A 21,299-nucleotide genomic window follows, 5' to 3' on the forward strand; every position below is an offset into this window, starting at 1 on the left:
TAGGGGGAAACGAATAATCAAGCCTTATTGAATGAGCCATTTTTCCTGACTGCACTGCAATTGGTTGAAGGCTTTAATATGGCTGGAACAAAACTGTCAAAGACAGATGGTTGTGCGAAGCCCAGCAAATGCGGGCCTTTGCAGAGAAGTTAAGAAAAGATTTACAATTTCAATCACTTGGCGTTAACCCCATATTTACCCTGTTCAGTAACCATAGGGACAAGTTTTTCGCGTTCACAAGTAATTGAGTATCCCATGTCCCTAGTACGTCTTGCACATGAGTTGCCTGTAGAGGCCCCACGTACCGCTTGGCTCGACTCTATCATTAAGGGTGATTGCGTTTCCGCTCTGGAGCGCCTTCCGGATCACTCGGTGGACGTCATTTTCGCCGATCCTCCCTACAATCTTCAGCTTGGCGGTGATCTTCATCGCCCGGATCAGTCGATGGTCAGTGCCGTTGACGATCATTGGGACCAGTTTGAAAGCTTTCAGGCTTATGATGCTTTCACGCGTGCATGGTTGATGGCTTGCCGCCGCGTGCTAAAGCCAAATGGCACAATCTGGGTTATCGGCTCCTATCACAATATTTTCCGCGTTGGCACGCAGCTTCAGGATATTGGTTTCTGGCTGCTCAATGATGTCATCTGGCGCAAGACCAATCCGATGCCGAACTTCCGTGGCCGCCGCTTTCAGAACGCGCATGAAACGCTGATCTGGGCATCGCGAGATTCGAAAGGGAAGGGCTACACCTTCAATTATGACGCCATGAAAGCGGCGAATGACGATGTTCAGATGCGCTCTGACTGGCTGTTCCCGATTTGCACAGGCTCGGAGCGTCTGAAAGACGAAAACGGCGATAAGGTGCATCCGACGCAAAAACCGGAAGCACTGCTTGCACGCATTCTGATGTCTTCGAGCAAGCCGGGCGATGTGATCCTTGACCCGTTCTTTGGCTCGGGCACTACCGGTGCTGTTGCCAAGCGCCTTGGTCGCCATTTCGTCGGTATTGAGCGCGAGCAGGACTATATCGATGCTGCAACGGCACGGATTAATGCGGTTGAGCCACTGGGCAAGGCTGAGCTGAAAGTGATGACTGGTAAGCGTGCTGAACCACGCGTCGCTTTTACGTCGATCATGGAAGCAGGTCTTTTGCGTCCGGGCACCGTGCTTTCCGATGCACGCCGCCGTCACGCTGCGATCATCCGGGCGGACGGAACACTCACCGCCAATGGCGAAGCTGGCTCCATTCACCGCATCGGTGCCAAAGTGCAGGGTTTTGATGCCTGTAATGGCTGGACTTTCTGGCATTATGAAGAAGCAGGCGTGCTGAAACCTATTGATGATCTGCGCAAAATTATCCGCGATCAGATGGCGGCAGCAGGTGCATAACTGAGATCAGAGTTTACTATCGGACGACCTCCAACAAAGTCTGATAAAAAGACACCCGAAGCAATTTGCTTCGGGTGTCTTTTTGTTATCAGAAGGAGAGACCATAGCCTCTGAGATCATCGGCAAGCTTGGGTGCGCTGGTAAAATGTACGGCCTGCCATCCGGCGGCTTTGGCGCCTTCAACATTGGCCGGACTATCATCGATGAAAAGCGTTGCCACCGGATCAAGATTAAAGCTTGTAACGTGGTGTTCGTAAATTTCGCGGTTTGGTTTCAATGTGCGGATGTCGCCTGAAACTGTGATGCCACGGCTTTCGTTGAGAAACGGAAAGCGACCCTGTGCTTCGCGCAGCGTGTCGGAAGCGAAGTTCGTCAGCATTGTCACATCATGGCCCTGGGCAATCAGCCCGCGCAGGATCGCAACACTGTCGTCATAAGAGTGCGGAACCATAAGGTTCCAGTTCCGACGAAACATCCGTATATTGTCGGTATGCTCAGGATGTTCTTCAATGAGAAGTGCTTCGGCGTCTTGCCAGCTTCGACCACGATCCTGTTCAATATTCCATTCACCGGTGCAGATATTGTCCAGAAACCAGCGACGCTCCGTTGGATCAGGAATCGCTTCGAGATAAGCGAGTTCCGGATCATAATGCAGCAGCACTTTGCCAATATCGAAAACAACGTGTTTAACCTGAGTGGTCAACGGTTTTTCCTCCCCCGTTTAAATGCCGTCGGAATTGCAGCACTGATCGCTTTTTTCATGACGGTTGGCAGTGCTTCGTCTTCAAGGTCTGAAGGAGCAGACCACCAGCCGTCCGTATCATTGCGTTTGGGTATATCGCTGACCGCATAGACGGAAAGGCGCAGCTCAAAATGTGTGAAAACATGGGTAATGCTGCCCGAGGACACCCAATCAGCTTCAAATGGTGCGGCATTGATCGTGACAGCGCCATCAATGCGTGCGGTCCAATCACTGCCGGGGACTTCGGTCATCCCGGCAAGCAGGCCTTGGCCCTTGCGTTTGCGCAGCAAAATGGAGCCATCTCCCGCAATGGCAATGAATGCAGCTCCGACACGGATTGGTTTTTGAGCTTTTGGTGCTTTGACCGGAAATGTTTCAGGGTCGTGGGCCGCCAAGGCCTTGCAACCATCATTAACCGGGCAAATTGCGCAAGCTGGGCGACGTGGGGTGCAGATTGTTGCGCCCAAATCCATCACGGCCTGCGCGAAATCCCCGGGCCTGTCGTCTGGTGTCAGTTCTCCCATCAATACACGAATTTGGGTTTTTGCCGCGGGCAACGGCGTGTCGATGGCAAAGAGTCGAGAGACAACGCGCTCAACATTGCCATCAACCACGGCTGCCTGCTCTCCAAAGGCGATAGCCGCAATTGCTGCTGATGTGTATTCGCCTATACCTGGAAGTTCTTTCAATCCGGCTGCGGTCGACGGAAAATTCCCATTATATTTTGTTGCGATAATATCTGCGCATTTTTTGAGATTGCGTGCGCGCGAATAGTAACCCAGGCCCGCCCATGCGCGAAGAATATCGTCTTCGCTGGCATTGGCCATTGCCATAATATCCGGCCAACGCTCCACAAATTTCGTGAAATAAGATTTCACTGCTTCAACGGTTGTTTGTTGCAGCATGATTTCGGACAGCCAGACACGGTAAGGATCTGCTGTCACGCCCCGTGCGTTCTGCACTGGTGTTACGCGCCATGGCAGAATACGGTGATGGCGATCATACCAGTTGAGAATTGCCTTGGTACGGTCAGATTTGAGTGTTTTTAGCATAAATCCTGTTTGATCGTGTCTTAAAGTTAGCTCTGTGATTTATGATTAACGTTGAATTTGGGGAATTGATATAAAATTGAAGTGCATAGGATGCGGTGCTTTATAATCAACACGCCAATAGTGGTACAGGGCAGATGAATGTCAAAGAAAGATAACGCGTGAGCAGTTCAGTCCCGGTCTACGTCATTAATCTCGCGCGCTCTTCACAGCGCTGGGATGACGTGAAGCAAAGTGCCGATCAGTTTGGAATTGAACTGCGCCGGGTAGAGGCCGTAGAAGGCAAGCAGTTGAAAGCTGATGAACTCGGTAATTTTGATGAGGCTGGTTTCCGCCGCCGCCACGGAAAAATTGCTCTGCCGGCAGAAATCGGTTGTTATTTTAGCCATATCAAGGCTTTGGAAACAATTGCCGCAGCCCCGGAAGCCTACGCCGTCATTGCCGAAGACGATGTTCTTTTCACGCCGGATTTTTTACCGTTCATCTCCAGCGTATCAAAATTGCAAGGCTGGGATGTGATTAAACTCGTCAATCATCGCACAGCTGCCTATCGCCGTTTCAATCAGGTTGAAGGTGGTAATTCGATTGGGCGCTGCTTGCACGGCCCGTTGGGCAGTTCTGCCGCTTATCTTGTAACGCGAAAGGGAGCAATCAAATTGCTGGAAGCGATTAAACCAATGTCGCTGCCATATGATGTTGCCCTGGAGCGCGGCTGGGCAGGAGATTATGAGTTCTTTTTAACGGAGCAGCCTTTGGTTGCGCTTCGTCAAGTGGGGCTGTCAACGATTGCGGACGGCCGGAATACTTACGCCAAAGCGCGCTTGCCGGCCTATAAAAGGCTGAGCACACTCCTCTTTAGAACAACTGACTATATCAGGCGAATCGCCTACGCTTTGCGCATTAAGCGATTGGGAGTAGTGGATAGTTGAAGTTTTTTAAGAAGTCATTTCTGGTGAGGCGAAGAGTGGATGGCTGGGTTTTAGCGCTCGCGTCTGCGGCAATGCCGGTCCGTCTGGGCCTTGGGCCAATTCTCCTTTTTGTTTTTTCATGTCTGGGCATTTATCTGGCTGCCGCCCGCCATAATACGACGCGGTTATTTGCGAAAAAATTCTATATTTTCATTCTTCTATACGCGGCTTGGTCGCTCGGACTTATTCTTTATAGGGGGGAGCCTTTTTCTGGCAATCGGCAGATTGGATACACGCTGCTTATAACCGTTTTTGCCTTTGCAGGCGCGGGCATGGTGCTGGTCAGAAACCCTTTGCGATCCTACGTGCTTGGTTCACGCGCCGGTATTATTCTGGCGGTGTTGGCGGTTATTTACCTTGTTCTGACCAAAGGCGGACGGATTGGCGTTGGAGGCAATGAAGCCGTATTTGCTTTTGTTGCAGGTGTTGCGGCGATTTCTGCCGCCATTCCGATTTCGCGGGCGCCACGCTATCTGCCAAATGGACCGCATTGGCTGGTACTTGGGCTTGCGGCGGTCCTCACATCGGAAACGCGCGCTGTCATTGTTGTTCTGCCGATATGCGCATTGGTCGAAATCGTGCTTTTCTTAAGAAAATACAGTCTCAGGCAGCAAGGTGCGGTCTATGTTGCACTGGCTGCGGCACTCGCAGCACTTATTGTTGTCGGGCCGGTTGGAGACACGCTTTCCAAGCGTTTTGCCGGAATGGTTGAATATTACGACAGCGGTGACAGCTCAAAATGGGAAGACAAACTCTCCGCCGATATTCGTGAAGTCATGTGGAAAAGTGCAGCCACAATAATCGGGCAACATCCGATAGCAGGCGTCGGCTCTTATTCCAAAATGGATATTGTCAGGCAGCAGGCTGGCGAACAAGCTCCCCTGCTTGCCGGCTTCCGTCATGTGCATAACACCGTGCTTGATGAGCTGCTGAATGACGGCATTGTTGGCTTGTTTTTCATGTTTGCGGCCTTTATCGCGATTTTTGTCTATCTCTGGAAAACCGCGGACAGCTGGGCGATGCGGCGCGCACTCATTTATTTCAGTTTCGTGTGCGCGAGTTATGGGATGTTGCATAATCCATTGTTGCATGAGGTCACGATCTCATCGGTCATGTTCTTCATTGCAGCTCTGAATGCGGCTGCGTCTCGCCGTGTCATGGCACTCCGCCGGGCAGGCCTCACAGATTATATTTGCGGGAAATGAAAACCATGAAAGCGATTGTGACGGGGGCGGCTGGGTTCATCGGCTATCACACCGCAGCGCGGCTTCTTAATGAAGGCTGGGAAGTTATTGGTATCGATAATCTCAATGATTATTATCAGGTCGATCTCAAGGAAACCCGTCTTACCAAGCTGCGTGCGCTTAGTGGCTTCCGCTTTGCGCAAGCTGATATTTCCGATGCAGAAGCTTTCAATGCTGCTATCGGAGCTGATCGTGATGTCGATGCGATCGTGCATCTCGCAGCGCAGGCTGGTGTGCGTTATTCCATTGAAAACCCTGCTGCTTATGTTTCCGCCAATGTCATGGGACAGGTGACAGTATTTGAAGCCGCCCTCAAGCTCGATAAGCGTCCGCCGATTGTTTATGCCAGTTCGTCCTCGGTCTATGGCGCGAATGAAAAAATCCCATTTTCAGAAAGTGATGCTGTCGATCACCCGGTTTCGGTCTATGCAGCAACCAAGCGTTCGGGTGAGCTTCTGGCCTTTTCCTATAAGCATGTACATGGACTTGCCTCGACGGGCTTACGCTTTTTTACGGTTTATGGTCCATTCGGACGCCCCGACATGGCGCCATGGCTGTTTACATCGGCGATCCTTAAAGGCGAACCGATCCGTGTTTTTAACAACGGCGAAATGCAGCGCGACTTCACTTTCGTCGATGATATCGTCAGTGGTGTGTTGGGCGCTGTAAAGCGGATCATCAAGCAACCTGAACAAACCGCACCGGTCTATAATCTTGGCAATAACCGGCCTGTTATGCTTAGCAATTTCATTGCGGCGATTGAAAAAGCATGCGGCAGAGAAGCGATCCGCAAGCTTGAACCAATGCCTGCAGCCGACGTTCCGCGCACCTATGCAGATATTACGCTTGCGGCGCGGGATCTTGGTTTCAACCCGCAAACCACGCTCGAGGAAGGCATTCCTCTGTTTGTCGATTGGTTTCGCGGCTATAATGGATTGCGATGAGAGAACCGAAATCAAAACGGGGCTTTCGCCCATTGGCTGATATGACGTCTGGTCTGATGGACCCGATGTTGCAGAAGCGTGCGGGGATTAATCTTTCACTGCTGCAATCCTGGGAAGATATTGTTGGGCCTGCAATCGGTGCTTCCTCCCGGCCTTTGCGAATTATCTGGCCGCGCCGTCTGCATGATGACGATCCGTTTAGTCCTGCAACGCTGGTTATTGCTTGCGAAGGCTTTTCTGCGTTGCAGATCCAGCATGAGACAGGCGAAATCATCAGCCGCGTAAATGGTTTCCTTGGCTTCTCAGCCATTGGCCGCATCAAGATCGAGCAGAAGCCGCCTGCGCTTGATTTCAGGCGCAAGCCAAGGCGGCTGGTGCCTCTGGCACCTTCGGAAGAGCGCCGTATCGACAAGGCAACAGACGGGATTGAAGACGATGCCCTGCGCGCAGCATTGGCGCGTCTAGGCAAGAATATCCTCGCCGAAAAGCGCGCTACAAAGAAATGAGCGCCCTGCCATAAAATTGATGCATGGCTGGCGCTGAATTTCATTTGATTGCAACGGGGCTGGTGATTAATCGTTGGCCACCTTAAATTGTTCTCGAATATTAACATTGAAACAGGAATGGATGATTCGTATGCCTGCAACGCTTAATCGCAGACATGTTATTTCCCTTGCGGGGGCCGCTGCCGCGGGTATTGCTTTTGCTGGCAATGCGAGCGCGCAGTCACGCAGCGCTGATGCAAGTGTTGATGCTGCCAAGGTCGCTGAAGCCGGCAAGTTGAAGGACATGGTCTATGGCAAGGCCGATGCGCCTGTTACGATTGTTGAATATGCCTCGCTGACCTGCTCACATTGCGCAGATTTTGCTATCAACACCTTTCCCAAGATCAAAGAAAAATACATTGATACGGGCAAAGTGCGTTTGATTTTCCGCGAATTCCCGTTCGATCCGCGCGCAACAGCTGCTTTTATGCTTGCTCGCTGCGCGCCTGAAGATCGTTATTTCCCGATGATCGAAGTCTTCTTCAAGCAGCAGCAACAATGGGCTGGTGCGGCTGATGGCGAAGCTGCACTGCTTCAGATCGCGAAACTTGCAGGTTTTACACAGGAGTCGTTCAAGGCTTGCTTGACGAACCAGCAACTTCTCGATGATGTGAGAGCAACCATGGAACGCGGATCGCAGGAATTTGGTGTGAATGCCACCCCAACTTTCTTCATCAACGGACAAAAATACGCTGGAGCCCTTTCGGTTGACGAGATGTCGGCAATCATTGACAAGCTGCTCTAAGCCGCCTTTCGGCATGAAAAGCGGACGCTTCATTGCGTCCGCTTTTTGCGTTTTTAAGCGGGGAGGATGCTGATGCGCTTCTCCAAGCTGCGTCTTGTCGGATTTAAATCCTTTGTCGAGCCGATGGAATTCGTCATTGAAGGCGGACTGACGGGCGTTGTCGGGCCCAATGGCTGCGGCAAATCCAATCTTGTTGAAGCGCTGCGCTGGGTGATGGGTGAAAACTCGTACAAGAATATGCGCGCTTCGGGCATGGACGACGTAATTTTTTCAGGCTCTGGCACGCGACCTGCGCGTAACACGGCGGAAGTCACCCTTTTCCTCGATAATTCCGACCGCACAGCGCCCGCAGCCTATAATGATCAGGATGAATTGCAGGTTTCACGCCGTATCGAGCGGGAGGCTGGTTCTCTTTATCGTATTAATGGCAAAGAAGCCCGCGCCAAGGATGTGCAGCTGCTCTTCGCTGATCAATCGACCGGCGCACGTTCGCCCTCTATGGTCGGCCAGGGCCGTATCGGTGAACTTATCCAAGCCAAGCCACAGGCGCGTCGCGCATTGCTGGAAGAGGCGGCGGGCATTTCCGGCCTCCATACCCGCCGTCACGAGGCTGAGTTGCGCCTTCGTGCAGCCGAAACCAATCTTGAGCGTCTCGAAGATGTGGTTGGTGAACTTGGCAGCCAGATTGAAAGCCTGAAACGTCAGGCGCGTCAGGCCAATCGCTTCAAAGCTTTGTCTGCTGATATTCGCCGCGCAGAGGCATCGTTGCTTCATTTGCGTTGGTCGCACGCCAAAACGCAGGAAGGTGAAGCACAAAGCGCGCTTGCACAGGCAACTTCGATTGTTGGCGATATGGCGCAGGCACAGATGAACGCTGCGCGTGATCAGGCCGTTGGCGCGCATAAATTGCCCGAACTGCGTGAGGCGGAAGCCAAAGCCGCGGCTGCTGTGCAGCGACTTTCCATTGCCCGTACACAGCTCGACGAAGAAGATGCTCGTATTCGCGCCCGCCGTGCCGAGCTTATGAAGCGGCTTGAACAGTTGACCGCCGATATTGCGCGCGAAGAACAATTGGTGCGCGAGAATGCTGATATACTGGCGCGTCTTGACGAAGAAGAGCAGGAGCTGATCGCCTCCAACGAGGCATCTGGTGAGCGTGATGAAGAATTGCGCGCGATCTTTGAAGAAGCAGAAATCCGCCTGCAGGACAGCGAAAACGCCTTGGCGCGGGTAACCTCGGAACGCGCGGAAGCTGCTGCCGAACGTAGCCAAATCGAGCGCGCGTTGCAGGAAACACAAAGCCGCCGTGACCGCCTGATCAGCCAGATTGATAATATTGAGCGTGATATTGCAGCGGTCGTCGAGCAGATCGGTGGATTGTTTGATCCTGCTGAAAAACGTCTTGCCGTTGAGACCGCCGTTGAAGCACTGGCGGCTTCAGAGGAGGCGGTGATTGCCGCTGAAGAACGTGTTGGCAGTGCGCGCGAACAGGAGATGACGAGCCGTCAGCCTTTGCATGAGGCGCGCACCGAGTTGAGCCGGATAGAGACCGAAGCGCAGACACTGGCGCGTATTCTCAATGCCGGTGAGACTGGCCAGTTTCCGCCCGTTGTTGAAGAATTGCAGGTTGAGAAAGGCTATGAAATAGCCCTTGGTGCGGCATTGGGTGAAGACCTTGATGCAGCAAGCGATAATGCTGCACCCGTCTATTGGGCCTATAATCCGGCACAGGAAGCCGATCCGTCTTTACCTTCCGGTTCAACGCCGCTTGATCAGATCGTAAAAGGGCCGCAGCAATTGCGCCGAAGACTGGCACAGGTTGGGGTCGTTTCCGAGAATGATGGACCGCGTTTGCAGGCATCGTTGCGCCCCGGTCAGCGGCTTGTCAGCAAGGCTGGTGCTCTTTGGCGCTGGGATGGCTATACGGCGAGCGCCGATGCGCCGACACCTGCCGCGCAACGGCTTGCACAAAAGAACCGTCTCGCTGAACTTGAGCAGGAAGCAATTCGCGCCGCCAGTCGCTTGTCTGATGCGGAGCAAGTGTTGCAGCGTTTTGAAACGGCCGTTCGTGAAGCCGTGGAGCATGAACGTGTTGCGCGCGATGCATGGCGCGCAAACCAGCGCAAGCTTGATGATGCACGCGAAGCGCTTTCTGCGGTTGAGCGGGCTGCGGGGCAACTGGCAACCAAGCGTGCCGGTTTGGAAGATACCAAAGCCCGTCTTGAGGAAAGCCTTGAGGAAGCACAGGTTCTGGTGGTTGAGGCCGAAGATCGGCTGAATGAAATGCCGGATATTGGCGTCATCAGCGAACGGCATTCTGTTTTTGCAGCACAGGTGCAGTCGGATCGTGCGAGGCTTGCGGAAGCCCGCGCTGCTTATGAAGGTCAGCGCCGTGAGGCGGATAATCGTTTGCGGCGTCTCTCCATGATCGGGCTTGAGCGCCGCAACTGGGCCGCGCGCGCGCAGAGTGCGCAGAGCCAAATTTCGGCCTTAAATGATCGCCGTGCGGAAACTACGGACGAAGCGGAAGTCTTGGCTGAAGCGCCGGAAGAGATCGAAAGCCGCCGTCGTGCCTTGCTTAATGAGCTTTCGGAAGCTGATGAGCGCCGCAAGCAGGCTGCGGATATTCTCATTGAAGCTGAGGCCGCCCAGGCAGAACTTGATAAGGCTGCGACCCTTGCCATCCAGCAGCTTGCAACCAGTCGCGAACAGCGTGCGCGTGCGGAAGAGCGACTGACGGCAGCCGAGGAACGCCGCAGGGATGCAGAAGCGCGTATTGCGGAGGCGCTCAACTGTGCGCCGCATGAGGCCATCAAACAGACCGGCCTCAAGCCAGAAGATCGCATGCCCGACCCCGATCAGATCGAACGCCAGCTTGAGCGACTGCGTATCGAACGCGAACGCCTTGGTGCTGTGAACTTGCGCGCGGAAGAGGAGAGCCAAGAACTCTCCGGGCGTCTTGATGCGATTGTTTCAGAACGTGAAGATGTGATCGAAGCGATCAAAAAACTGCGCCAGGCGATTCAGAGCCTCAACCGAGAAGGGCGTGAGCGGCTTCTGGCGGCTTTTGATGTTGTGAATGCGCAGTTCCAGCGCCTGTTCACCCATCTTTTTGGCGGCGGCACTGCGGAATTACAGCTCATTGAAAGTGATGATCCGCTGGATGCGGGGCTGGAAATTCTTGCACGTCCTCCCGGAAAGAAGCCACAAACGATGACGTTGCTTTCAGGTGGTGAACAGGCATTGACGGCCATGGCATTGATCTTTGCTGTCTTCCTGACCAATCCGGCTCCGATCTGCGTGCTGGACGAAGTGGACGCGCCGCTCGACGACCATAATGTCGAGCGCTACTGCAACTTGATGGACGAAATGGCGTCATCGACCGAAACACGGTTTGTCATCATTACGCATAATCCGATCACCATGGCGCGTATGAATCGCCTCTTCGGCGTGACAATGGGCGAGCAGGGCGTGAGCCAGCTTGTTTCGGTTGATCTGCAAACCGCAGAGCAATTGCGCGAAGCAAGCTGATATTACGTCATTTTAAGATCAGCGAGCCTTGTAGGTTACGCTGATTTTTGCACCTGTCAGCGCGTGTTGCGCAAGTGTGTCCGGTTCCAGATCGTTGAGACTGATCGGCAAAGGCTTGTCGAAATCCACATCCATCGTGAAGAAGCCGGTTGGATGGGGCATGTCCCCAACAAAGCGCAGCAGCGCTTTTCGGGAATCCGCATTGATTTGACTGTCGGGCAACATTTCAATGCCTTTGCTTGCCACATCGCGCAGACGCGCAATATCGGCTTCCGGGTCGCTTTCACCCGTTTCGGAGGGCAATGCAGCGTAATTGGCAAGAACAGGCAGAGCGATGCTCTCCCATAGTCCTTGATTATCAAGGCGCAAGCGCAGATGAGAGAGCGTTGCGGTTGGATTAACGGTGAGCGAAGCAACCGACGAATCAACCGGCAGATTGATTTGCGCAGAAACTGAAGCCTTGCCAATCTTTAAACTGCTGATTTCCGCATTCTGAATGTGCAGATAACCACTCTGTGGGTTGAAGCGGTAAGACGCCGTAAAGTCCATCGGCCACTGCTGAATTGAGGTGATGTAATCGGAAACCTTGTTGCCGCTTTGCAGTGTCATGCGCACACCGTCCACTGCGATGCGTCCCCATTGTGGTGCGGCTTTGCTCAAGTCAGGTGCTTCTGACAGATAATCCTGCAAGCGATCAGCTTCGAGGATTGCCCTGTCGATCGTCCAGCCCATAATGCGCATCGTGTGATAAACGCTGTTCGATACAATGCAGCCATCGGGGATATCTCTGACGGCATAATCCTTGCCAGGTGTGAGAAGGCTCATACCATTGAGGAATTCTTCACACCGGTTAAGCGGTGCATTCTTGGGTGCAGGCGCCGCTTTTTGCGCAAATGCTGATGTGGATGCAAGGGAGAGCAGAACGGCAGGGAGAATGAAGCGCATATCACCGAATTCTAATTTGAACGAAATAAGATGCGCTGCATCATTTCCATATGGGCGCCGCTGTCAACCAGCGACCATGATGTTGTTATGTCTCGCTCCAAACAGCAAGTTCATTACCCGCAGGGTCGGTGAAATGAAAACGACGACCGCCCGGAAATGCAAAAATCGGCTTCACAACTGTGCCACCAGCTTCTGTCACAGCCTTCAAAGTTTCTTCGAGTTGCGCTGAATAAAGGACAGGCAGGGGTTTGGGGGTTGCTTCCGGGTCGGCATCAAAACCACCATCCAATCCCTCCGCAAAAGCAGAATAGGTCGGGCCATAATCAACAAAGGACCAACCAAAAGCACGCGCATAAAAACTCTTTGCACTATCCAGTGATCCCTTGGCCGCAGGCATTTCAAGATAATCAAGTTTACCGGTGATACGCATAGTCAACTCCAAATGTTCTATTTTTGTTCTTATTTCTGATCTAATCCGCCATCAGAGTCAAGCTGATGAGCTGGCTTTATCGTTGTCTAATCGATTCTATTACGATGCTTTGTCTTTTTTGATTGGCAGACAACGACTTGATCGCATAAGCACGAAGGTAATTTCTGCAGTTCTGTGGAAAAACACAGACATTGCGGACCGTTACCTGCGCAAGGGAGGCCAGCATGGCAAAGTGGGTGTACGCATTCGGTGATGGCAAGGCAGAGGGTGCTGCGAGTGATCGCAACCTTCTCGGCGGCAAGGGGGCGAACTTGGCTGAAATGAGCAGCCTTGGTTTGCCTGTGCCGCCCGGCTTTACGATTACAACCGAAGTCTGCACCTCCTATTATGACAATGAGCGCTCCTATCCTGAGGAACTTGATCAGCAGGTGCAAAACGCGCTTGATCAGGTGGCTGCCTTGACCGGGCGCGTGTTCGGTGGCTCAGAAAAACCTTTGCTTGTATCGGTGCGTTCGGGTGCGCGAGCATCCATGCCGGGCATGATGGATACGGTTCTCAACCTCGGTCTCAATGATGAGACGGTGCAGGCGATTGCACGCGAAGCTGATGATGAGCGTTTCGCCTATGACAGCTATCGCCGTTTTATCCAGATGTATTCGGATGTCGTGCTTGGTGTTGATCACGGTTTCTTCGAAGAAATTCTTGAAGACAAAAAGGCAGATCTCGGTGTTGAAGTCGATACAGCTTTGAGCGCTGCCGACTGGAAAGACGTGATTGCACTTTATAAGGCGAAAGTTGAGGAAGAACTCGGCGCGCCTTTTCCGCAAGACCCGCGTGAACAGCTTTGGGGCGCGATCAGTGCCGTTTTCTCAAGTTGGATGAATGCACGCGCCATCACCTATCGTCGCCTGCATAGCATCCCGGCCCAATGGGGTACGGCGGTGAATGTTCAGGCCATGGTGTTTGGCAATATGGGTGAAACCTCTGCAACGGGCGTTGCCTTCACACGTAACCCTTCGACCGGCGAAAAGAAGCTCTATGGCGAGTTTCTGGTCAATGCGCAGGGCGAAGATGTTGTTGCAGGCATTCGCACGCCGCAGAACATCACTGAAGAAGCGCGCATTGCTGCCGGTTCCGACAAGCCTTCGCTTGAAAAAGTTATGCCGGAAGCCTTTGGCGAATTTTTGAAAGTCGCAGATCGGCTTGAACAGCATTATCGCGATATGCAGGATTTGGAATTCACCATCGAGCGCGGCAAGCTCTGGATGTTGCAAACCCGCTCCGGCAAGCGCACGGCAAAAGCAGCACTCAAAATGGCTGTTGAAATGGTCGCAGAAGAGCTGATTACCGAAGAAGAAGCTGTGTTGCGTATTGATCCGGCGGCACTTGATCAGCTTTTGCATCCGACCATTGACCCGCGTGCCGAGCGCATCGTCATAGGCCAGGGCTTGCCCGCTTCTCCCGGGGCTGCCACGGGCGAAATTGTGTTCTCGCCCGAAGATGCGGAGCAGGCAAAAGTTGAAGGCCGCAATGTCATTCTGGTGCGTGTTGAGACAAGCCCGGAAGACATTCACGGAATGCACGCTGCTGAAGGTATTCTCACCACACGCGGTGGCATGACCAGCCACGCGGCTGTGGTCGCGCGCGGCATGGGCAAGCCATGTGTCTCGGGCGCGGGTTCGTTGCGAGTTGATTATCGCAACGGCACGATGCTTGCTGCCGGGCAAATCTTTAAAAAAGGTGACATCATCACCGTCGATGGTGGTAGTGGTCAGGTGCTGAAAGGCGCTGTTGCCATGTTGCAGCCCGAACTGTCTGGTGATTTTGGCAAGCTCATGGAATGGGCCGACAAGACTCGCCGCATGAAGGTGCGCGCCAATGCGGAAACGCCTGCCGATGCCCGCACAGCACGCTCGTTTGGCGCCGAAGGCATCGGGCTTTGCCGCACCGAACACATGTTCTTTGAGGGCGAACGCATTATCGCGATGCGCGAAATGATTCTTGCTGACAAAGAGGATGGCCGCCGCACTGCTTTGGCCAAACTTCTGCCAATGCAGCGCTCGGATTTTGTTGAACTGTTTGAGATCATGAAGGGGTTGCCTGTCACAATCCGCTTGCTCGATCCGCCATTGCATGAGTTTCTTCCGCGCACCGATGAGGAAGTTGCGGAAGTGGCAAGCGCCATGGGTGTTGACGCGGATAAACTGCGTGAACGTGCGGATAGTCTTCACGAGTTCAATCCGATGCTTGGCCATCGCGGTTGCCGTCTGGCTATCTCCTATCCGGAAATCGCTGAAATGCAGGCGCGTGCAATCTTTGAAGCCGCCGTTGAAGCGGGCAAGAAAACCGGCGAGCCGGTGGTGCCGGAGATCATGGTGCCGCTGGTCGGTCTCAAGGCAGAGCTCGATTTCGTCAAGGCCCGCATCGATGCGGTGGCAAAAGAAGTGATTGGCGAGTCCGGCGTGCAGATCGACTATATGGTCGGCACGATGATCGAATTGCCGCGCGCAGCCCTTCGGGCAGCTGAAATTGCCGAAACCGCAGAGTTCTTTTCTTTTGGCACCAACGATCTCACGCAGACCACTTTTGGCATTTCACGTGATGATGCAGCGCCGTTCCTTTCGACCTATCAGAGCCGAGGCGTGATCGAACAGGACCCGTTTGTTTCATTGGATTTCGATGGTGTGGGCGAGCTGATTCAGATTGCAGCCGAGCGTGGTCGCAAAACACGCGACAAACTCAAGCTGGGGATTTGTGGCGAACATGGCGGCGATCCGGCATCAATCAGTTTCTGCGAGCAAACAGGTCTTGATTACGTGTCCTGTTCGCCATTCCGCGTGCCGATTGCACGGCTTGCAGCCGCCCAAGCCGCAATTCGCAATAAATAGTTACCACACTTCGGCTATGATTCTGGCATTTAAGCGGGCAGCTTATTGCCAGAATTCTATGTGCCGGGGTGGCTATGTTTCGTTTTTTGTTAGCGGCGGGGGCCGCGCTCGTTTTTTCTTGCTCTGTGGCCAGCGCTTCTGATGCATCGCCAAAGACGGATAAACATGAGAAAATCAGCATCGTTGAGCCGCAATTGCATATCGCAAAAGGCGGTTCGGCTGCGCCGCAGGTTGCACTGACCCTTGATGCTTGCATGGGGAAGACGGATCACCGTATTCTTGATGTGCTGGTGCGGAACCGCATTCCGGCAACAATTTTTGTAACCGCGCGCTGGTTTAAACAAAATGCGGAAGCTTTTGCGGTGATGAAAGCCCATCCTGATCTTTTCGATATTGAGAACCACGGCAACATGCATGTGCCAGCCATCACCAATGTGCCGACCATGTACAATATTAAAACGGCAGGCTCACTGGATGCCGTTCGCTCTGAAATTGACGGTGGTGCCGATGCGATCGTGCAATCAGGTGCATCGAAACCGCTCTGGTATCGCGATGCAACGGCCCGTTATTCGACAGATGCGATTAAATTTGCACAAAGCAGGGGCTATAAAATCGGTGGTTACTCGCTCAATGGCGATCAGGGCGCATCGCTGCTTGCGCCCGTCGTTGCCCGGCGCATTTCAGCCGCACGCGATGGTGATGTGATTATTTCACATATCAATCAGCCCACGCGTTCGGCAGGCGAAGGCGTTGCCAAAGGCATTCTTGCACTTCAAGCCAAAGGCATGAAGTTTGTAAAGCTAAGAGATGTCGAGACAACCATGACACTCAATCCGGTGCCCGCACATCATCTTCATGTGGACGCAGTTCCGCAACCGGACAATTGATAGACAAGGTTCATTCGCCGTTGATTGGACCTTGAGGCGTCAGGCTTTTCATGACCTCTGCATAATTGCGGCCAAGACTGACGAAAAGAGCATTTTCGCCGGTGGGCGGCGCAACGGAAAGCGTTGTCCCATCATTTCCCAAAGTCACAAAAACAACCTGATCCTGTGGCTGGCCGGCAATCGCGATGGCACCGATGCGCTGAGCCGTACTCGTATCGAGCGCAGGCATGTTGAAAAGCACTTCGCCACCCACCCGCTCTGCGGCTTTGGCAAGAGCTGTGTCAAATCCTTCAATCAAAACGTCGATGGCTCCGAGCGCAAATTCCAGCTCGACGGCCTCCAGGGTCATGACTTCCTGCTCGGAGGCAGCAATGCTGGATGTGGCTGATGAATGGCCATTATGAAGGTTTCGATCCATGTCGTCCTTTCCGACGAATCCGATAAACGCCCCATATACGCGATCATGCCCTCCATTAGGAGTTGCTACAATGATTTTTATATTGATTTAGCTATATTTTTTAAGCGCATTTTTTATAACTGGACGAATTGCCAGTGTGACGCCCGCCTTTTTCTTTTGCGCCAAGGCAGTCTCTGTTATGCATGAGACCGCGGTTTTCAAATCATTCTGGGGCGTTGCATGAGGAAACTTCGTTATCAACGCAGGCAGTCACGTTCCGCAATATGGGCATTGCGGTTCGGTATATTTGCCTTTGTGCTCTCCGTGCTTGGCCTCTTACTGCACAGGTTTGGCAAGCTTGAAACACCACACTTCGTTCTCATTGCTGCTCTTGGTGCAGTGATTGCAATATTGGCTTTGCTATGCGCAGCCAAAGGACTGCGCAATCTCTGGGTCAATGGAGATAAAGGCGGCGCGCGCTCCTTTTGGGCGGGGTTTCTGGCGTTTTCAGTTCTTTTGCCGGTCTGCTTTGTGGGTAATCTTTGGTATGGCTCGGCACGCATTTTTGATGTGACAACCGATTTTGAGATGCCGCCACAATTTCCATCAACGATGCCGCAGCGTTTGGCCGGGATGAACCCGCTCTCAGAGGCCGTTCAGGGGGACATGCTGGGACAGATGGCGGCTTATCCCGATGTGATCGGACGCCGCTATGAAGCTGCGCCTGATCGTGTGGCGCAAGCTGTTGTCAATACGCTCAAAGCTTTTAGCTGGACGCAAATTGACCGTGATATTCCCTTGTCACAACAAAACGCGATCCGTTTTGCTGTGATTGCGCATAGTCCAATTCTTGGCCTGAAAAGCGATGTGGTGATCCGGCTGCTTGACAAAGGCGAAACCACCTATGTTGATATGCGGTCTTTATCACATTATGGCGATCGCGACATGGGGCTGAACGCAGCTTTCATTACGCAGTTTTTGAGCGCACTTGAGGGAGAGGTCAACAAAGCGCCTGCTGATGCTGAATAATTACTTTGGCTGATAAATACCGTTAAGCGAGGGATTGCCGTCGGTGGTGATTTCATTGCGCCCCACAAGGTCTTCAAGGTGCGCGAGCACCGACAAGGCGGCCGCACCATGCAGACGCGGATCGGTATCGCGATAAATGGCCTTGACCATATCGGGAATGGTGCGGTCGCCTTGCACGATCCGCTCCAGTATTGCGCGCTCCCGCATTTTGCGATGTGTGCGAAGACCACGCACAAAAGCTGCGGGTTTGGTAACAGCGCCACCATGCCCGGGCAGATAGATACGATCATCACGCTCCAGCAGCTTTTCAAGTGACGCCATATAGTCGCTCATGGAGCCATCCGGCGGTGCTACAATCGAGGTCGCCCACGCCATGACATGATCGGCAGAAAACAGAACATCCGAGTCCTTAAGGGCAAAGGCCATGTGATTGGCGGCATGGCCGGGCGTGTGTATGCCACGCAAAACCCAGCCGTCGCCATCGACTTTTTCGCCATCCGCCAAGGCCAGATCAGGAGCAAAATCAGTATCCGCACTGGCTTCGAGCAGATTCACTTCGCCGTTGTGATAAGGTCGGGCCGGGCGATGCGGACCTTCAGCAACGATAAGCGCGCCGGTCTGCTCTTTTAAGCGCTTTGCGAGCGGCGAGTGGTCGCGATGTGTGTGGCTCACAAAAATATGGCTCACCGGACGGTTACCAATTGCTGCCAGAAGGGCCTGAAAATGCGCCTCATCTTTCGGGCCCGGATCGATGATGGCAAGGGTATCCGTTCCGATGAGGTAGCTGTTGGTGCCATGAAATGTGAAAGCGCTCGGATTATTTGCGGTCAGGCGTAAAATATCTTTACTCAAGGCAATCGGAGTTCCATATTCAGGAGAGAAACGACCGTCGAAATCCAGCGCCATTGAATGGTCCAATGCTTCTTTGGTTTTATTGCCTGAATTGATTAGAATTTATAATGTCAGGTTTCAAATGGATTATCTGGTTTTGCAAACCGGAACGCCCAGTCTAAGGAGTGAGATAAAAATGCAGAACAGATCTCGGGCCAAAGCCGCCACCGCATCACTCGCCGCCAGCTATCTGCCCACAGGGCAATTGGCACGGGCTTTCTATTTTGTCTCGCTTGCCCTGATCGGCACCGCTGTGCTGACCATATCGGCAAATATCAAGGTCGATCTTCTTTATGTGAATGTGACGATGCAGACCTTTGCGCTTTTTGCGCTTTCGGCGGTCTATGGATCGCGTCTTGCTGTCGCAACGGTAGCGCTTTATCTGCTTGAAGGCGCACTCGGTATGCCGGTTTTCACCGGAACGCCTGAAAAGGGTATTGGCCTTGCCTATATGGTCGGCCCGACTGGCGGCTATCTTCTTTCCTATCTTGTTGCTGCATGGATGATCGGTCGCGCTGCCGACAAGGGATTGGCCCGTAATCCTTTGGCGCTGGGTGGTGTGATGCTGCTTGCCGAACTCGTTGTGCTTGTCATGGGTGCCGGTTGGATGGCTTATCTCTTTGGTCTTGAAAAAGGCATTGCCTTTGGCTTCGGCGTTTTCATTGTCGGTGATCTGATCAAGCTCGCACTTGCGGCCTGTGGCGTTCCAGCTGTGAGCGCCTTGTTCAAGCGCTGACAGATCCAGACCGCTGTAAATTTGAAAGGCCGGGTGACAATCCCGGCCTTTTTCATCTGTCTGTTGAAACTGCTTCGCGATTGACAATGCTTTGGATGCGACGCTTTGCTATGCAAGATGCGTTCAGTGACTGGGGGAGGGCTGAGTGAAGTTTGAAGTGCTTGAGGTTGAGCGGCTGACAAAGGCCGCTTTCGCGCCTTTTGGGGATGTGATTGAAGTGGAGGGGGCCGAGCGCCGTCTTATCAACAATGGCACAACGGAGCGCTTTCACGATCTGGCCCGCGTTGAGGCGGCGGGCACCAATGCGCGTGTTCTGATCAATATATTTCGCGGTCAGTTTTTTAAGCTACCCATCGATATTGTCATGCTGGAGCGGCATCCATTTGGTTCGCAGGCTTTTGTTCCGCTCAATAGCAGGCCGTTTCTCGTGGTTGTCGCCGAAGATAACGATGGCAAGCCTGACCGACCACGCGCATTTCTGGTGCGGGGTGATCAGGGTGTCAATTACTGGCGCAATGTCTGGCATCATCCGTTGGTGTCTCTCGAAGAGACATCGGATTTTCTTATTGTTGACCGCGCGGGCAGTGAAGATAATCTGGAGGAATATTTCCTGTCGGATGTTACCTACCGCATAGAGACAATTCCGGCTCCTGAAAAGCAAATCTGAGGTGAACCATGGGCAAGCTATCCACACATGTTCTAGATACGGCCCATGGCAGCCCGGCGGCGGCAATGCGTTTAGAGCTTTACAGGCTTGGTGCTTTGGGAAGCACTGAGCTGATTAAGCGCACGGTCACCAATCTGGATGGTCGTACGGATGAGCCATTACTCAGTGGCAGTGAGATGCAGGAAGGCACTTACGAATTGCAGTTTCACGTCGCTGAATATTTCGAGGGGCGTGGCGCCGATGTTGCCAATCCTCCTTTTCTTGATCTGATCCCGATCCGCTTCGCAATCGCAGATGAAGACGGCAATTATCACGTGCCTCTGCTGGTGAGCCCCTGGTCTTATTCCACATATCGTGGGAGCTGACTTATCCCCATCATCAGGCAAGCGATTAAACTCCTCGCATTGTTACCGCGAGGAGTTTTTCATGGATCAGACACCCAATCTCAAACTTCCCTATATTGCGCCCAGTCAGGCACAGAAACACGTGACCCTTAATGAGGCGCTGCGATTGCTGGATGCAGTTGTACATCTGAGCGTGAAATCACGCACGCAAACCGATGCGCCTGCAACACCTTTATCCGGTGAACGATATATCGTTGCAGCACCTGCTGCAGGGCTGTGGGCAGGCAAGGCCGGTATGATCGCCGTCTTCGTTGATGGCAGCTGGTCTTTTATTGCTGTGGCAAAAGGCTGGCTGGCTTATGTTGAAGATGAAAGCAACCTGCTGGTGTTTAACGGCACGCAGTGGGAAGGCGCAAGTTCCATCCCGGAACGTCTTTCTCTGTCCATGCTGGGCATTCAAGCGACGGCTGATGCGACCAACCGTTTTGCACTCTCTTCAGAGGCAAGTCTGTTTAACAATGCCGGCGCAGGGCATCAGGTAAAAGTCAATAAAAACACCTCCGCTGACACCGCAAGCCTGTTGTTTCAGTCAGGCTGGACTGGGCATGCCGAGATGGGCCTGAGTGGTGACGATAATTTCAGCATCAAGGTTGGCAATGATGCCGGCAATTGGCGCGTCGCGGTGAAGGTTGACCGGGAAACCGGCAATGTTGCAGTGGGGGCAATGTTGCCGACAACCCGCCTGCATGTTGATGGGCCCGTTCGCCCGGCGTCCTATCCGGTGTTCGGATTGCCATCTGCCTCTCAACACGGTGCCGGAGCCATTGTTTTTGTGAACAACGCGAGCGGCGGTGCGCAAATGGCTTATTCAGATGGAACAGTCTGGCGCAGTATTCGTACCGGCAATATGATCATATAAGTTTCTGCT

Annotated in this window: 20 protein-coding genes; 14 read left to right on the plus strand and 6 right to left on the minus strand. The window is 53.2% G+C overall.

All coding sequences use genetic code 11. The features are described 5' to 3' along the window. Window positions 1–255: 255 nt before the first annotated feature. The gene (locus ABE527_RS03815; RefSeq protein ID WP_265983132.1) at window positions 256–1,389 is read left to right on the plus strand and encodes a site-specific DNA-methyltransferase; all 1,134 of its coding nucleotides are present in this window, start codon (window positions 256–258) and stop codon (window positions 1,387–1,389) included. Between the two features lie 88 nt (window positions 1,390–1,477). Here the strand turns inward: ABE527_RS03815 and ABE527_RS03820 are convergent, their stop codons facing one another. Further along, window positions 1,478–2,092, minus strand: coding sequence for an HAD family hydrolase (locus ABE527_RS03820; protein ID WP_265983133.1), 615 nt, complete (start codon window positions 2,090–2,092; stop codon window positions 1,478–1,480). Further along, complete coding sequence (gene mutY, locus ABE527_RS03825) at window positions 2,089–3,183, minus strand: A/G-specific adenine glycosylase (RefSeq protein WP_499696172.1); 1,095 nt, start codon at window positions 3,181–3,183, stop codon at window positions 2,089–2,091. Before mutY ends, ABE527_RS03820 begins: the two co-directional genes overlap by 4 nt. 158 nt (window positions 3,184–3,341) lie before the next feature. On the opposite strand from mutY, the gene ABE527_RS03830 reads away from it, so the two are divergent. The 6 genes from ABE527_RS03830 to smc all read left to right on the plus strand — a co-directional run bounded on the left by ABE527_RS03830 (window position 3,342) and on the right by smc (window position 11,157). Continuing rightward, the gene (locus tag ABE527_RS03830) at window positions 3,342–4,109 is read left to right on the plus strand and encodes a glycosyltransferase family 25 protein (RefSeq protein WP_499693514.1); all 768 of its coding nucleotides are present in this window, start codon (window positions 3,342–3,344) and stop codon (window positions 4,107–4,109) included. Next, window positions 4,106–5,353: an O-antigen ligase family protein gene (locus ABE527_RS03835; protein WP_499696173.1), complete on the plus strand. Its 1,248-nt coding sequence runs from the start codon at window positions 4,106–4,108 to the stop codon at window positions 5,351–5,353. Before ABE527_RS03830 ends, ABE527_RS03835 begins: the two co-directional genes overlap by 4 nt. Window positions 5,354–5,358: 5 nt before the next feature. Continuing rightward, the gene (locus ABE527_RS03840; protein WP_499696174.1) at window positions 5,359–6,336 is read left to right on the plus strand and encodes an SDR family NAD(P)-dependent oxidoreductase; all 978 of its coding nucleotides are present in this window, start codon (window positions 5,359–5,361) and stop codon (window positions 6,334–6,336) included. Then, window positions 6,333–6,842: a DUF721 domain-containing protein gene (locus ABE527_RS03845; protein WP_499696175.1), complete on the plus strand. Its 510-nt coding sequence runs from the start codon at window positions 6,333–6,335 to the stop codon at window positions 6,840–6,842. The genes ABE527_RS03840 and ABE527_RS03845 overlap by 4 nt, the downstream gene beginning before the upstream one ends. A gap of 130 nt (window positions 6,843–6,972) precedes the next feature. Next, window positions 6,973–7,626 carry a DsbA family protein gene (locus ABE527_RS03850; protein WP_265983139.1) on the plus strand — a complete coding sequence of 218 codons (654 nt, stop codon included), beginning with the start codon at window positions 6,973–6,975 and terminating at the stop codon, window positions 7,624–7,626. A gap of 72 nt (window positions 7,627–7,698) precedes the next feature. After that, on the plus strand, window positions 7,699–11,157 hold the full coding sequence (gene smc / locus ABE527_RS03855; RefSeq protein ID WP_499696176.1) for a chromosome segregation protein SMC: 3,459 nt from the start codon (window positions 7,699–7,701) through the stop codon (window positions 11,155–11,157). Window positions 11,158–11,175: 18 nt separating this feature from the next. On the opposite strand, the gene ABE527_RS03860 is transcribed toward smc, so the two are convergent. Both ABE527_RS03860 and ABE527_RS03865 read right to left on the minus strand, forming a co-directional pair. Next, window positions 11,176–12,102 (minus strand): hypothetical protein, encoded by a 927-nt coding sequence (locus ABE527_RS03860; RefSeq protein ID WP_499696177.1) that lies wholly within the window; start codon window positions 12,100–12,102, stop codon window positions 11,176–11,178. A gap of 85 nt (window positions 12,103–12,187) precedes the next feature. Next, complete coding sequence (locus ABE527_RS03865; RefSeq protein ID WP_265983142.1) at window positions 12,188–12,532, minus strand: VOC family protein; 345 nt, start codon at window positions 12,530–12,532, stop codon at window positions 12,188–12,190. A gap of 224 nt (window positions 12,533–12,756) precedes the next feature. Here ABE527_RS03865 and ppdK point away from each other — a divergent pair, with 224 nt between their 5' ends. Together ppdK and ABE527_RS03875 are read left to right on the plus strand one after the other, a co-directional pair. After that, a complete protein-coding gene (ppdK, locus tag ABE527_RS03870; protein ID WP_499696178.1) occupies window positions 12,757–15,420 on the plus strand; it encodes a pyruvate, phosphate dikinase in 2,664 nt (887 codons plus the stop codon). Between the two features lie 74 nt (window positions 15,421–15,494). Next, entirely contained in the window at window positions 15,495–16,307 is an 813-nt protein-coding gene (locus ABE527_RS03875) for a polysaccharide deacetylase family protein (RefSeq protein WP_499696179.1), read from the plus strand. Between the two features lie 10 nt (window positions 16,308–16,317). Here ABE527_RS03875 and ABE527_RS03880 read toward each other — a convergent pair whose 3' ends face one another. Further along, window positions 16,318–16,725 (minus strand): hypothetical protein, encoded by a 408-nt coding sequence (locus ABE527_RS03880; protein ID WP_265983145.1) that lies wholly within the window; start codon window positions 16,723–16,725, stop codon window positions 16,318–16,320. Between the two features lie 219 nt (window positions 16,726–16,944). Between ABE527_RS03880 and ABE527_RS03885 the strand changes: the two genes are divergently transcribed. Then, on the plus strand, window positions 16,945–17,733 hold the full coding sequence (locus ABE527_RS03885; RefSeq protein WP_499696180.1) for a DUF1499 domain-containing protein: 789 nt from the start codon (window positions 16,945–16,947) through the stop codon (window positions 17,731–17,733). Here the strand turns inward: ABE527_RS03885 and ABE527_RS03890 are convergent, their stop codons facing one another. Then, a complete protein-coding gene (locus tag ABE527_RS03890) occupies window positions 17,734–18,639 on the minus strand; it encodes an MBL fold metallo-hydrolase (RefSeq protein ID WP_499696181.1) in 906 nt (301 codons plus the stop codon). It lies immediately after the preceding gene. A gap of 121 nt (window positions 18,640–18,760) precedes the next feature. Here ABE527_RS03890 and ABE527_RS03895 point away from each other — a divergent pair, with 121 nt between their 5' ends. The 4 genes from ABE527_RS03895 (at window position 18,761) to ABE527_RS03910 (ending at window position 21,290) form a co-directional block, all read left to right on the plus strand. Next, window positions 18,761–19,360 carry a biotin transporter BioY gene (locus ABE527_RS03895; protein ID WP_265983148.1) on the plus strand — a complete coding sequence of 200 codons (600 nt, stop codon included), beginning with the start codon at window positions 18,761–18,763 and terminating at the stop codon, window positions 19,358–19,360. Between the two features lie 145 nt (window positions 19,361–19,505). Then, window positions 19,506–20,027 carry an ureidoglycolate lyase gene (locus ABE527_RS03900; RefSeq protein ID WP_499696182.1) on the plus strand — a complete coding sequence of 174 codons (522 nt, stop codon included), beginning with the start codon at window positions 19,506–19,508 and terminating at the stop codon, window positions 20,025–20,027. Window positions 20,028–20,035: 8 nt separating this feature from the next. Next, complete coding sequence (gene uraH, locus ABE527_RS03905; RefSeq protein WP_265983150.1) at window positions 20,036–20,392, plus strand: hydroxyisourate hydrolase; 357 nt, start codon at window positions 20,036–20,038, stop codon at window positions 20,390–20,392. A 61-nt stretch (window positions 20,393–20,453) separates the two neighbouring features. Further along, window positions 20,454–21,290 carry a DUF2793 domain-containing protein gene (locus ABE527_RS03910; RefSeq protein ID WP_499696183.1) on the plus strand — a complete coding sequence of 279 codons (837 nt, stop codon included), beginning with the start codon at window positions 20,454–20,456 and terminating at the stop codon, window positions 21,288–21,290. Window positions 21,291–21,299: the final 9 nt, after the last annotated feature.

It is taken from the genome of Brucella sp. TWI432, assembly GCF_039674445.1.
In the GTDB taxonomy this organism is placed as follows: domain Bacteria; phylum Pseudomonadota; class Alphaproteobacteria; order Rhizobiales; family Rhizobiaceae; genus Brucella; species Brucella chromiisoli.